Source organism: Flavobacterium sp. TC780 (assembly GCF_056783245.1).
This window is the reverse complement of sequence record NZ_JBXBAV010000149.1, coordinates 1-12612: the sequence shown is the minus strand read 5'-3', so window position 1 is coordinate 12612 and position 12612 is coordinate 1. Positions and strand designations below refer to the sequence as shown.

The window sequence follows — 12612 nt, the reverse complement described above, 5'->3', positions numbered from 1 at the left end:
TTTATTCATTGATGTTTGTTTGCACAAACTTTTTGTTAAAGGCGAGTTCATATTTCCTCTAATTCTTTTCTTAAACTGTTTTTAGCTCTGTTCAATGTGGTCCGGCAATTGGCATAGCTAATAGTAAGTATTTCACTTATTTCTTCTTGATCGTACCCTTCAATATAAAATAAGGTTAAAACCATTCGATAGTTGTCCTTTAAATTTAAAATAGCTTCCATGACTTGTTTTACTTTTAGAGAATCTAAATCTAGATTTTCAGAAAAGAAACTATCGCTTTCTTCTATTTTGTATAAAGTCTTACTAAGATCTTCTATTTGAAACTTATTGTTTTTTTTGTAAAAATCAATACTGTAATTAATTACGATTTTCTTGAGCCAAGCTCCAAAAGCGACTTCTTGTTTGTAGTCATCAATTTTGGTGAATGCTTTAAGAAAAGCTTCTTGCATAACATCTTGAGCATAGTGTTCGTCTTTTACAATACGATACGCAACATTATACATAGCTTTACAGTACCTGTTGTATACTTCAAATTGTGCTTTTTGATTCTTTTGTTTGCACAATATTATTAATTCTTCGATATTTTGGTTGGTTATATTCAAGTAGCGTCTAATGGTTTTTAATAATGACTTTGCTTTTTTTGGTTTGTTACAGTTTTTTGTTTTTTATATTAAAAAAAAATAAACTTATTGATTATTTGTGTTTTAATAAAGGATATAAAAGGTCATAAATACATTAGTATAGATTATATTGTGTTGGTTACAAGTTGGTTAAGAAATAGCATTAAAAAATTACTTTTATCTTAACGCTTTTTGTAACAATATTTCTTTTTATTTCATGTCAAAGTGATGCGACAGATGAAAGCGACACTAAGGATTCAACAGGAGATTATTGGCCAACAGCTATAGGAAATCAGTGGGTATCGAGTCTTGGAGGAAATGAATATACAATGAAAATTATTTCTTCTGAAGATGTAGATGGGCATACCTATTATAAATTTGACCAATTTGCAGGTGTGGGGAGAGGGAATTAAGAGTACAGCTTCTTATTCTATGCGAAAAGACAAAGGTGATTATTATATTAAAATGGATATGGTTAGCTTTGAACAAGGAAATACTACAGGAGAAATACCAGCTTATGAATCTCTTTTATTAAAAGATTATTTAGATGTAAATGAATCATGGACTGGATATTATTCTTATAAAATAACTTATAATTTATCGAATGTTCCACCTGTGAATACTACTGTAGACTATACAGGTACTATTCTAGAAAAGGGAACTTCTTTAGCCGTTAGAGGTGTAAAATATAATAATGTAATTGAATTTAGAGTTTCTCAAAAAACAGCAGATATAGTAATGGCATTAGGTGAAGTTAAAACGTACACATCGGAAGAAGGTACTACTGAGTTAGTCACTTATACGTTGAAATAATTGTTGGACCTAAAAGTAAATACCAAAAACATTTTCGGTATTTTTATATTTACGAATTAATTTAAAATAGCTCAATCTGGTAAAGATTAGAATTGACTTATAAATCAAAATTCTTCTTTACATCTGTTTTGGCATAATGATTGTCTATTTTTATTGCTGTGCAAATAAATAGGGGGCTTGTAGAGGTTTTACATGGAACGTAGACTGCTTATCCCGTAATTTGCAATATGAATTTATTTTTTAATGACAAAACGACTTATATTATACTATGTCAAATCATAAAATACTTACTATTGACAATATGTCACTTCAGGAATTTGATTCTGAAGCCGAATTAATACCATTATTGACTCCTGAAGATGAGGAAGAAATGAATAACGAAGAGTTGCCTTTTTCGCTACCAATTTTGCCTTTGCGTAACACTGTTTTATTTCCAGGAGTTGTTATTCCGATTTCTGCAGGGAGAGATAAATCTATAAAGCTTATAAACGATGCAAATGCTGGTGATAAAATCATTGGAGTCGTTTCTCAGATAAATGAAAGAGGACGAAGATCCATCTAAAGATGATATCAATAAGGTAGGAACAGTTGCAAGAATTCTTCGAGTACTAAAAATGCCTGACGGAAATATTACAGTTATTTTGCAAGGAAAAAAGCGTTTTGAAATTGCTGAAGTAATTTCAGAAGAACCATATATCACTGCAAATGTAAAAGATGTAGAGGAAGCTCGCCCAGAGAAAAAATGATACTGAATTTAATGCTATTGTTGATTCTATAAAAGAATTAGCTATTCAAATTATTAAAGAAAGTCCAAGTATTCCTTCAGAAGCTACATTTGCAATTAAAAATATTGAAAGCCAATCATTTTTAATCAATTTTGTTTCATCGAATATGAATTTATCGGTTAAAGAAAAACAAGATTTATTATCGATAAATGGCTTAAAAGAACGTGCGCTTGAAACATTGCGTTACATGAACGTTGAGTTGCAGAAATTAGAATTGAAAAACGATATTCAATCTAAAGTTCGTTTTGATTTAGATCAGCAACAACGTGAATATTTCTTGCATCAGCAAATGAAAACCATCCAAGAGGAATTAGGTGGAGTTTCGCAAGAGGAAGAAATGGACGAAATGAGCGAGAAAGCCAAAGAAAAAGTTTGCGATGAGAAAACGCAAAAACATTTCGAAAAGGAATTGTCTAAAATGCGAAGAATGAATCCGCAATCACCACATTTTGGTATTCAAAGAAATTATTTGGAGTTGTTTTTAGAATTGCCTTGGGGAACATTCTCTAAAGATAATTTTGATTTAAAACAAGCTCAAAAAATTCTTGATAGAGATCATTTTGGCTTAGAAGAAGTAAAGAAAAGAATGATTGAACATTTGGCAGTTTTAAAATTGCGAAATGATATGAAATCACCAATTTTATGTTTAACAGGACATCAGGAGTTGGAAAAACTTCAATAGGAAGATCTGTTGCTGAAGCTTTAGGAAGAGAGTATGTACGTATTTCACTTGGTGGTTTGCGTGACGAAGCTGAAATTCGTGGACACAGAAAAACATATATTGGAGCAATGCCAGGTAGAATTATTCAAAGCTTGAAAAAAGCAGGAACTTCTAATCCGGTATTTGTTTTAGATAAATCGATAAACTATCAAACAGTAATAGTGGAGATCCATCATCTGCTTTATTAGAAGTTTTGGATCCAGAACAAAACAATGCTTTTTATGATAACTTCCTAGAAATGGGATATGACTTATCAAAAGTAATGTTCATCGCTACTTCTAATAGTATGTCGGCTATTCAGCCAGCATTAAAAGATAGAATGGAAGTGATTAAAATGTCTGGATATACAATAGAAGAAAAAGTAGAAATTGCACGTAAGCATTTGTTTCCAAAACAACTTTTGGCTCATGGTTTAACTACTAAAGATTTGGCTATTGGTAAAAAACAATTAGAAAAAATTGTTGAAGGATATACTAGAGAATCAGGTGTACGTAATCTTGAAAATAAAATTGCACAGGTAATTCGTAATGCTGCCAAATCGGTAGCAATGGAAGAAGAGTACAATAAAAAAGTTACCGACGGAAGATATTGTTAAGATATTAGGTGTGCCAAGATTAGAACGTGATAAATACGAAACTAATGATGTTGCTGGTGTAGTTACTGGACTTGCTTGGACAAGCGTTGGTGGAGATATTCTTTTTATAGAATCATTAATATCAGAAGGAAAAGGTGCTTTGACTATTACAGGAAATTTAGGAACTGTAATGAAAGAATCGGCTACAATTGCATTGGAATATATTAAGGCAAATACTAAGAAATTAGGATTGAATCCAGAATTGTTCCAGAAATATAACATTCATATTCATGTACCAGAAGGAGCAACTCCTAAAGATGGTCCGAGTGCAGGTATTGCTATGTTAACTTCATTAGTGTCTTTATTGACGCAAATTAAGGTGAAGAAAAATATTGCAATGACTGGTGAAATTACTTTACGTGGGAAAGTATTACCAGTTGGTGGAATCAAAGAGAAAATATTAGCGGCTAAAAGAGCTAATATTAAAGAAATTATTTTATGTCATGAAAATAAAAGTGATATTGACGAAATAAAACCAGAATATTTAGATGGTTTGACTTTTCATTACGTAAAAGAGATGGGAGAAGTTTTAGCTTTGGCTTTAACAGATCAGAAAGTTAAAAATGCTAAAGAATTGAAATAATGGATTCTATTTTAGTTTGTAATAGTAACTGATAGTAATTATAAAAATCCAAGTCCTTAACCTGATTATATCTGGTTTTAGGATTTGGATTTTTTTATTTTAATTTGAAAACGACAATTTGTTATTTGTCATATTATAATTTTATCTTCGCAGCTACGTTTTAGTAAAAGGAAAAGCAATATATAAGTATGCTGAAAAAACTGGGATTCTTTTATTTATTTACTTTTTGCGCTGTTTCGTACGGGCAAATAGGAGGTAAGTATACCTATCAGTTTTTAAATTTAATGCCTTCACCAAGGCAAGCAGCTTTAGGAGGTAAGACAATCACCATTTATGATGATGATGTGAATCAGGTTTTGTTTAATCCAGCAACTTTAAATCAGGATATGAGTAATCATCTTGCTTTAAATTACGGAAGTTATTATGGAGAAGTAACCTACGGAAGCGGTTCTTATGCTTATACGTATGATCAGCATTTGCAAACTTTCCAGGCAGGTATTACTTATGTGAATTATGGGAATTTTGATGGATATGACGAAAATGGTCAGGCAACTTCGGACTTTACAGGAAGTGAAGCAGCACTCTCTTTTGGTTATGCTTATAATATTCCATATACAGATATACATATTGGGGCAAATGCTAAATTAATTTCTTCGACTTTAGAGAGTTATCACTCTTTCGGAGGTGCAGTAGATTTAGGAATGCTCTACATTGATGAGAAAAATGATATAAATTGGGCTTTGGTTATTCGAAATATAGGAACCCAATTTAGCACTTATTCAGGAATTCATGAAAAATTGCCTTTGGAGGTAATGGCTGGGGTTTCGCAGGAATTAGAAAATGTACCTATTAGATGGCATCTTACATTAGAGAATTTACAACAATGGAACCTTGCTTTCTCAAACCCAGTGCGAGGTACAACAAATATAGATGGAACTACTAACGAAGAGAAGGTGTCTTTTTTTAATAATGCATTGCGACATGTAATTCTAGGAGTGGAGCTTTTTCCTAGAAGAGCATTTAACTTTCGTGTAGGTTATAATTTTAGAAGAGGTGAAGAATTGCGAATTTTAGAACAACGTAATTTTTCTGGAATGTCACTAGGTTTTGGATTAAAATTAAATAAACTAAAGTTTAATTATTCTTACTCCAGATATAGTTTGGGAGCAAATACAAATCTTTTTGGATTGACGATTAATTTTCAAGATTAAGTTTATGAAAGTGTTTTATTTAATATTATTTGTTTGGTCGGGTTTATTTACCACCTCAAAAAACACATATCAAATAGAAAGCATTAGTGATGCTGATATTATAAGGCTTAATGATCAGGTAAGAGAATTAAGGACAATGATAAGTAGTAATTCTAAGTATAATACTAAAATAGCTTTCCTGATTGATATGAAAATAAAATCAGGTAAAAACCGCTTTTTTGTTTATGATTTAGTAAACAATACTATTATAGATGAGGGACTTGTAGCACATGGATCAGGTTCGGAGACTGGAGTTAGAGGAAGTTTGAAATTTAGTAATTTGCCAGATTCAAAGGCTACATCATTAGGAAGGTACTCAATAGAAAAGGCATATAAAGGAATTTTTGGGAAGGCATATAGATTGTTAGGTCTGGATCAAACTAATAATAATGCACTAAAAAGAGCCATAGTTTTACATCATTATTCAGCTGTTCCGTGTGAAGAGCAGGACTATTATATCTCAAATAGCCATGGATGCCCAATGGTTAATGAAGACTTTTTTAAAAGGATCGAAAAAATAATCGATACTTCTAAGTCAAATATCATTATGGATATTTACTACTAGAAACATAAAATAATTAAAAATAATAAAATACTATTTTGAAAAAAATAACGATAGCAATCGATGGATTTTCATCGACTGGAAAAAGCACTTTGGCAAAACAATTAGCAAAACAATTAGAGTATGTGTATGTTGATACAGGGGCTATGTATCGAGCTGTAGCGCTTTATGCAATGAAAAACGGATATATAAGTGCAGATTCTTTTGATAAAGAAAAATTAGTTGCTAGTTTGCCTTCGATTCAATTGGTTTTTCAGTTTAATCCTGAATTAGGTTTTGGAGAAATGTATTTGAATGGCGAAAATGTAGAAAAAGAAATTAGAACAATTGAAGTTTCTAATTTTGTAAGCAAAGTTGCCGAAGTTTCTCAGGTGCGTTCTAAATTGGTAGAACAGCAACAGGAAATGGGTAAAAATAAAGGCATTGTTATGGACGGCAGGGATATAGGAACAGTAGTTTTTCCTGATGCAGAACTTAAAGTGTTTATGACTGCAAGTGCTAGCACCCGTGCGCAAAGGCGTTTTGATGAGCTGCAGGAAAAAGGAGATGACGTATCTTATGAAGAAGTATTAAAAAATGTTGAAGAACGTGATTATATCGATACACACCGTGAAGACTCGCCATTGGTGATTGCAGAAGATGCTGTAGAAATTGATAATTCATACCTAAACAAAGAAGAACAATTTGCAGCTGTTATGGAATTAGTGAATGATGTTGTAAAAACAGTTTAATTCTTTGCAGATTTCATTTTAAATAGTAGTTTTACCGCCTAATTTTATTTTAAAGACAATTCATCATATGGGAATTAAAAACAGATTGATTATAATGAGCTTTCTTCAGTTTTTTGTTTGGGGAGCGTGGCTTATTACAATCGGAAATTATTGGTTTGGGACTAAGAATTGGGAAGGAACTCAATTTGGTTTAGTTTTTGGAACCATGGGAATTGCTTCTTTATTTATGCCAACTCTTACAGGGATTATTGCCGACAGATGGATTAATGCCGAAAAATTATACGGAGGTTTACATATCGCATATGCCTTAGTTTTGTTTGGAATTGCTCAAGTAACAACTCCAGATCTTTTTATATATGTTATGCTTGCTGCAATGTGTTGTTATATGCCAACAATTGCGTTAAGTAATTCAATATCATATACTTCTTTAAAATTAAATAATAAAAATATCGTAAAAGATTTCCCGCCCATTCGTGTATGGGGAACCATAGGTTTTATTGTTGCAATGTGGATTACTAATCTAAGTGGAAACAAATCAACAGAATATCAATTTTACATTGCTGGATTTGCAGCTTTAGTATTGGGAGTATATTCATTTACATTGCCAAAATGTAAACCTCAGCGTTTGACTAAAGAAAATGCTTCATTAGTTGAAACTTTAGGTTTAGAGGCTTTTAAATTATTTGGAAACTATAAAATGGCATTGTTCTTTGTGTTTTCTATGTTTTTAGGAGGCGCTTTACAGCTTACAAATGCTTATGGAGATGTTTTTCTAGATGAATTCAAGCATTTTCCAAAATATGCTGATTCATTTGTAATTCAGTACTCCACTATTATCATGTCAATTTCTCAGGTTTCAGAAACCTTATTTATCTTGGCAATTCCATTTTTCTTAAAGCGTTTCGGAATCAAACAAGTAATGCTTATAAGTATGCTTGCTTGGGTATTGCGTTTTGGATTATTTGCTTTTGGAGATCCAGTAAACGGTTTATGGATGATTATTATGTCGTGTGTAGTTTACGGAATGGCATTTGACTTCTTTAATATCTCAGGTTCGTTATTTGTAGAAAGCAATACAGATTCTAAAATACGTTCTTCAGCACAAGGATTATTTATGATGATGACTAATGGAGTAGGAGCTATCCTCGGTAGTTTAACTTCAGGATGGGCTATAGATAGATATTTTACAAAATCATTTAAAAACTCGTCTGAATTGGCTGGTTTTCTTCAAACAGAATCTACAAATCCTAAGATGTTGGATTTTGTAAAAAGTCACGGAAATACCGTTTCTGCTGATGGCGTTTTTGGTAGTGAAATATTAATGAAAGACTGGCATAATATCTGGTTGTCATTTGCAGTTTATGCTTTGGTAATTGCAATTGCTTTTGCGATTTTATTTAAACACAAGCATGATCCGAAAGAATTTGAAAATATGAGTCATTAAGAACTCGTTAATTATATTTAAAAGCCCATTTTCTACTTGTAGAAAATGGTTTTTTTTATTTACAATGTAGAATGCTTTTTATAATCTAAATCAATTTAGATTATTGGAGCTAAATACTTATATATTTGTTTTTGCATTTAAAACTATCTAAAAATGGCTTTGACATTTCGCAAAATGGTATTGTTTTCGGCTAAGGAATATGTACTAGAACCTAATTTGACTTTTAAAGAGGTTTTTAATAATCTAGATAAGAATATCGACTTTGTTGATGATTCCGCTTTTAAATATGGTCTTTTTTCTAAAGTGAGGGAACAAAAGTTTGAAGGAGATCTTACCGATGATCAGTTTACGGTTCAGCGTATATTGAATTATAGAAATCCCTTATTGCCTGAAATCAATGGATTTATTGAAAACGAAGATTCTAAAGTAGTCGTTTATATTGATATTAGATCTGAATTATTTCCTACGATACTATTTTATGTGTTTTCGTTCTTGGCTATCTTTATTATAATTAAAAATCTCTTTTCGCATCTAGATATTCAGGAATTAGTATGTGCATTGTTTATGATTTTGTTCTTGATATTTGGTATAATAAATTATAACGAGGAATGTAATCTAGCGATAGAGGATTTGAAAGAAATACTAGAAATAAAAGATTGATAAATAGTAGAATAAATTTATCCCAACGAAGCAATTAGTTTTTCTACTTCATCTTTCTGTTTAGCATATTTTTGTTGCAGTTCAGAGTCTTCTCCCATTCGGTTGTAGTATTCTAAACCTTTGTTGGCGAAGAATTTCTTATGAAAGTTGGAGATTTCGGGTAAATGTGGAAACAGAATACTAAAATTCATTTCGTAATAAGCTTGCCATTCTCGTTCGTTTTTATCTAAAACATAAGGTTTTATGGTTTTTTGATTGACATGAACCATTTCGTGAGCAATAAGAATGAGCATTAACTCCAGCGGAAATTCGAAAGTATTTTCTGGAATCCTGATGATTTGTGGTTTTCCAAAGTCGCCTTCGGTAGTCATTAGAATAAAACTAGGTTCGGCTTTTTCTCTAAACTCAAATCCTTTTAAGTTGGAATTCTTGAGGTTGTATTTCTTTAAAAGCCAGTAAATGGCATTGATGATCTTGTCCATTTTTATGGAAAGTATCGATTTTTAGTTTTATTTCTTCGAGTGTCATGACCATAGCGTAAAAATAAGAAAAATAAACCTTTGTCAGTTTTAAACTTTGACAAAGGTGGATTAGGTATGTTTAGTAAATCTGAATAAGCACCTAAAAAAGACTAAACCTCTAATCTAGCCCGATAGAAGTGAAAATCCTTTTGTGCTGGGGTTCGGCACAAAAGATTGAAGCGGATAGCGGGACTTCGTGTTCTGAAAAGAGGTAAAAGTCCTGCTCCTGAATAATTGGCTGATAATCATCTGGATTTATTTTGCCAGTACAAATAAATGTATTAATTTTGCAAACCTTTTGGTAGAGAAGAGTTTCCATTAGGTATCAACTATTTATGTAAAACAACTTCTGTTTTTTCTATCGCTTTAAGAAACTCGAGAGAAACAGAATACAAATTTTTATCAGCATGTCTGAACAATTAAAATCACAAGAAGAGTTTTTAGCAAATTTTAACTGGCATAACTTCGAAGAAGGTATCGATGCAGTAGATGAGAAAAACTTACAAGAATTCGAAGACTTAGTATCAAAAACTTTCATCGCTACAGATCAAGAAGAAGTAGTAGAAGGTGTAGTTGTTAGAATTACAGATAGAGACGTTATCGTTGATATCAACGCAAAATCGGAAGGTGTTATTTCTTTAAACGAATTCCGTTACAACCCAAACTTAAAAGTAGGTGACAAAGTAGAAGTATTAATCGACATCCGTGAGGACAAAACAGGTCAATTAGTATTATCTCACAGAAAAGCACGTACTATCAAATCATGGGATAGAGTTATTGCTGCAAACGAAACAGGTGAAATCGTTAATGGTTTTGTGAAATGCAGAACTAAAGGTGGTATGATCGTTGACGTTTTCGGAATTGAAGCAAGGTGCTGCCTCCCTAACAACAGGAGCATGTATTAACCTTAGCAATACGTAATTGTTCGTAGTACTTCGATTCATTACGTATTGCTAAGGTTAAACCGAGATCCTACGAATGGAGTGTCAGCACCTGCTTTGTTGCTCAATGCGATCTTTCAAGCTGTGGCGACAGGGTGAACAGTGGCTCAACCGGGCCATCGTCAACCAGATCGTCCGTCGGGCAGAAGCCGAACGCATTACGAGTATCTACTGGCGTAGTTGGCTGTACCGAAGGTGCAGTCTCTTGTCCATAGCGCTGCGTCTGCTGTTCGGCAAACGCCTGACGCAGTTCGGCCTATTTGCAGAGCAGCCTCATCATCCTGGTTATCCTGCGCGTCTGCCGCGCCATAACGTTGGTTTTGCTGCTCGGCAAACGCCTGACGCAGCGCCGCTTCCTGCAAAGCTTCATCGTCTTGATCTGACGGAAGAGCATTGGCATTCGGCAATGGCTCGTCGTCCACGATTACGCTGTTCCTGTTCGGCCATTCGCTGCGAAGGCAGCTTGATGCCGTAAGAAGCCAGTTCCCGTCGGGTTGGGATGCGCACCGGATTCGGACGCGGCAACTCAGGCCCCAGGCCTTGTTTGACCTGCGAGTTAGCGTCGCTGGTGGCCGTAAAGGCCGGCATAAAGGTATTGGCGGCAACAGCGCCCAGCAGCTTGCCGTTGCTGCAGCCTGCGCCTGAAGTTTCACGCTGCCGAACGATGGCACTGCAGGCTCACCGGCACTGAAACCGGCCCAGGAGCACTGACGTCAGCGCTATCGCGTTGAGCAGCAGGAGAAATCAAACGGAGAACGATCGTGCGACGGTCGTACTGCCGGCGCGTCCCAGTTCCCCATACGCGGTTCGTCATCGTCCTGGTAAGGATCGGCCGGACGCGTTACCTTCGGCGTCGGCGTCTCTTCAGGAATTTCAAATGAATACAGCGGTGGAGCACTGTTTTCCGCTCGCGTACTCATCGGACTCTGGTTCACCGAGGCCGGAGCCGTTGGAGCTACCGTAACCGACGGCGCCTGTGCCACAACCGGGGCTGCGGTAACAGCTTCACGAGCCACCGCTGGCGCGACAGGCGCGACATCGGCATCTTCGTCGTCATTCGCCCGCAGGCCGGCTCAAGCAACGGATCCTCAGCCTCTTCCGCCGCAATTTTGGCGGTTTCCGTCACCGAAGGCGCTGCAACAAGACGTCGTCTTCCGCCGCGTTGGCCACAGCCGCCGTCGAGGCCGCAGCAAGCGCTGCTCCTTTCTCTGCCGATTCTGCCTGATCTTCGACGTAACGGTCGTCATCGTCGTGATAACGATCGTCACGGCGCGAACGGTTGGTCATAAAGGTGGCCGTCCCCAGCACCACGCCGCCGATCCTCTGGGCGATCCACCAGCCATGACCAGCCGGTGAACGGCGTAAAGCCAAACGCTCAAACGCAAAGCAGCGCCAAGGTGCTGACACTCCATTCGTAGATCTCGGTTAAACCTTCACGATGAGTGGTTGTGTGCCTTCGTTCAGTTACGTATTGCTAAGGTTAAGTTCCTCGTGCAGTGTCAAGAGATCTAGCACCTAACACTGACACCAACAATTGGTTAAAAATTTCTTTTTAACCCCTGAAAAAACCTTAAAACGTAAAGTGAATGAAGCCCTGATGGCTTTTTTGCTTGAATTTCACTATAGCAAAGATGAAATTTTAGAAGCTTATTTAAATGAAGTGAATTTGGATCAAGGCCAATTATTCAGTTAATGGTTATGGTCTGGCATCTCAATTCTATTTTGGCTTACCGTTACGTGAATTGAATATTCACAAAACAGAGCCTATTAGTGGGTTTAGTGCAAGGTCCAACGCTTTATAATCCGTGGAAAAATCCTGAAGGTGCTAAAAAACGTCGTGATGTTGTGCTACATAACATGTTGGTGATGAATTATTTAACTCAAGAACAATATGAAAAAGAAATTGCACGCCCTTTAAATAAGGTGCTGATCTCTTGACACTGCACGAGGAACTTAACCTTGGCGATTGGTATTGCATTGTACTTCGTTCAGTTACGTATTGCTAAGGTTAAGTTCCTCGTGCAGTGTCAAATAGCGCCTTATTTGAATGTCAATTTATTTTCATATTGTTCTTGAGTTAAATAATTCATCACCAACATGTTATGTAGCACAACATCACGACGTTTTTTTGACCACCTTCAGGATTTTTCCACGGATTATAAAGCGTTGGACCTTGCACTAAACCCACTAAATAGGCTTGTTGCGCAATATTCAATTCACGTAACGGTAAGCCAAAATAGAATTGAGATGCCAGACCATAACCATTAACTGAATAGTTGCCGCTTTGACCCAAATTCACTTCATTTAAATAAGCTTTTAAAATTTCATCTTTGCTATAGTGAAATTC

The 12612-nt window shown here is 35.3% G+C and carries 13 protein-coding genes and 2 pseudogenes; 10 read left to right on the top strand and 5 right to left on the bottom strand.

From position 1 onward, the window contains the following. Positions 1-47: 47 nt before the first annotated feature. Positions 48-602: an RNA polymerase sigma factor gene (locus tag AC1RYN_RS15890; protein WP_481807733.1), complete on the bottom strand. Its 555-nt coding sequence runs from the start codon at positions 600-602 to the stop codon at positions 48-50. A 375-nt stretch (positions 603-977) separates the two neighbouring features. On the opposite strand from AC1RYN_RS15890, the gene AC1RYN_RS15885 reads away from it, so the two are divergent. From AC1RYN_RS15885 to AC1RYN_RS15855, 7 genes and pseudogenes are all read left to right on the top strand, one after another. Continuing rightward, a complete protein-coding gene (locus AC1RYN_RS15885) occupies positions 978-1433 on the top strand; it encodes a hypothetical protein (RefSeq protein ID WP_481807732.1) in 456 nt (151 codons plus the stop codon). Between the two features lie 268 nt (positions 1434-1701). Beyond that, positions 1702-4156: pseudogene (lon, locus tag AC1RYN_RS15880) on the top strand (endopeptidase La). Positions 4157-4344: 188 nt separating this feature from the next. Next, a complete protein-coding gene (gene porQ, locus AC1RYN_RS15875) occupies positions 4345-5367 on the top strand; it encodes a type IX secretion system protein PorQ (protein WP_481807731.1) in 1023 nt (340 codons plus the stop codon). A 4-nt stretch (positions 5368-5371) separates the two neighbouring features. Then, positions 5372-5971, top strand: a complete 600-nt coding sequence (locus AC1RYN_RS15870; RefSeq protein WP_481807730.1) for a murein L,D-transpeptidase catalytic domain-containing protein — start codon at positions 5372-5374, stop codon at positions 5969-5971. Between the two features lie 35 nt (positions 5972-6006). Next, positions 6007-6699 carry a (d)CMP kinase gene (gene cmk / locus AC1RYN_RS15865; protein ID WP_481807729.1) on the top strand — a complete coding sequence of 231 codons (693 nt, stop codon included), beginning with the start codon at positions 6007-6009 and terminating at the stop codon, positions 6697-6699. A 67-nt stretch (positions 6700-6766) separates the two neighbouring features. After that, a complete protein-coding gene (locus AC1RYN_RS15860) occupies positions 6767-8143 on the top strand; it encodes a nucleoside permease (protein WP_481807728.1) in 1377 nt (458 codons plus the stop codon). 153 nt (positions 8144-8296) lie between these two features. After that, positions 8297-8803 carry a hypothetical protein gene (locus AC1RYN_RS15855; RefSeq protein ID WP_481807727.1) on the top strand — a complete coding sequence of 169 codons (507 nt, stop codon included), beginning with the start codon at positions 8297-8299 and terminating at the stop codon, positions 8801-8803. A gap of 17 nt (positions 8804-8820) precedes the next feature. Here the strand turns inward: AC1RYN_RS15855 and AC1RYN_RS15850 are convergent, their stop codons facing one another. Then, entirely contained in the window at positions 8821-9285 is a 465-nt protein-coding gene (locus AC1RYN_RS15850) for a hypothetical protein (RefSeq protein ID WP_481807726.1), read from the bottom strand. Between the two features lie 446 nt (positions 9286-9731). Here AC1RYN_RS15850 and AC1RYN_RS15845 point away from each other — a divergent pair. Beyond that, positions 9732-10193 (top strand): annotated as a pseudogene (locus tag AC1RYN_RS15845) (S1 RNA-binding domain-containing protein); the annotation flags it as partial. 230 nt (positions 10194-10423) lie between these two features. Here the strand turns inward: AC1RYN_RS15845 and AC1RYN_RS15840 are convergent. After that, a complete protein-coding gene (locus AC1RYN_RS15840) occupies positions 10424-10687 on the bottom strand; it encodes a hypothetical protein (RefSeq protein WP_481807725.1) in 264 nt (87 codons plus the stop codon). 700 nt (positions 10688-11387) lie between these two features. Then, positions 11388-11636: a hypothetical protein gene (locus tag AC1RYN_RS15835; RefSeq protein ID WP_481807724.1), complete on the bottom strand. Its 249-nt coding sequence runs from the start codon at positions 11634-11636 to the stop codon at positions 11388-11390. Positions 11637-11799: 163 nt separating this feature from the next. On the opposite strand from AC1RYN_RS15835, the gene AC1RYN_RS15830 reads away from it, so the two are divergent. Both AC1RYN_RS15830 and AC1RYN_RS15825 read left to right on the top strand, forming a co-directional pair. Then, entirely contained in the window at positions 11800-11958 is a 159-nt protein-coding gene (locus AC1RYN_RS15830; protein ID WP_481807723.1) for a transglycosylase domain-containing protein, read from the top strand. Positions 11959-12035: 77 nt separating this feature from the next. Then, the gene (locus AC1RYN_RS15825; protein WP_481807722.1) at positions 12036-12203 is read left to right on the top strand and encodes a hypothetical protein; all 168 of its coding nucleotides are present in this window, start codon (positions 12036-12038) and stop codon (positions 12201-12203) included. A 151-nt stretch (positions 12204-12354) separates the two neighbouring features. On the opposite strand, the gene AC1RYN_RS15820 is transcribed toward AC1RYN_RS15825, so the two are convergent. Beyond that, a partial coding sequence (locus AC1RYN_RS15820; protein WP_481807721.1) for a transglycosylase domain-containing protein occupies positions 12355-12612 on the bottom strand: 258 nt, incomplete at its 5' end.

Bases quoted from the DNA above. Each gene is read 5' to 3' on its own strand.
- AC1RYN_RS15855 (WP_481807727.1), top strand. From the start codon at position 8,297: ATGGCTTTGACATTTCGCAAAATGGTATTGTTTTCGGCTAAGGAATAT.
- AC1RYN_RS15860 (WP_481807728.1), top strand. From the start codon at position 6,767: ATGGGAATTAAAAACAGATTGATTATAATGAGCTTTCTTCAGTTTTTT.
- AC1RYN_RS15850 (WP_481807726.1), bottom strand. From the start codon at position 9,285: ATGGACAAGATCATCAATGCCATTTACTGGCTTTTAAAGAAATACAAC.
- AC1RYN_RS15885 (WP_481807732.1), top strand. From the start codon at position 978: ATGGGCATACCTATTATAAATTTGACCAATTTGCAGGTGTGGGGAGAG.
- porQ (WP_481807731.1), top strand. From the start codon at position 4,345: ATGCTGAAAAAACTGGGATTCTTTTATTTATTTACTTTTTGCGCTGTT.
- AC1RYN_RS15870 (WP_481807730.1), top strand. From the start codon at position 5,372: ATGAAAGTGTTTTATTTAATATTATTTGTTTGGTCGGGTTTATTTACC.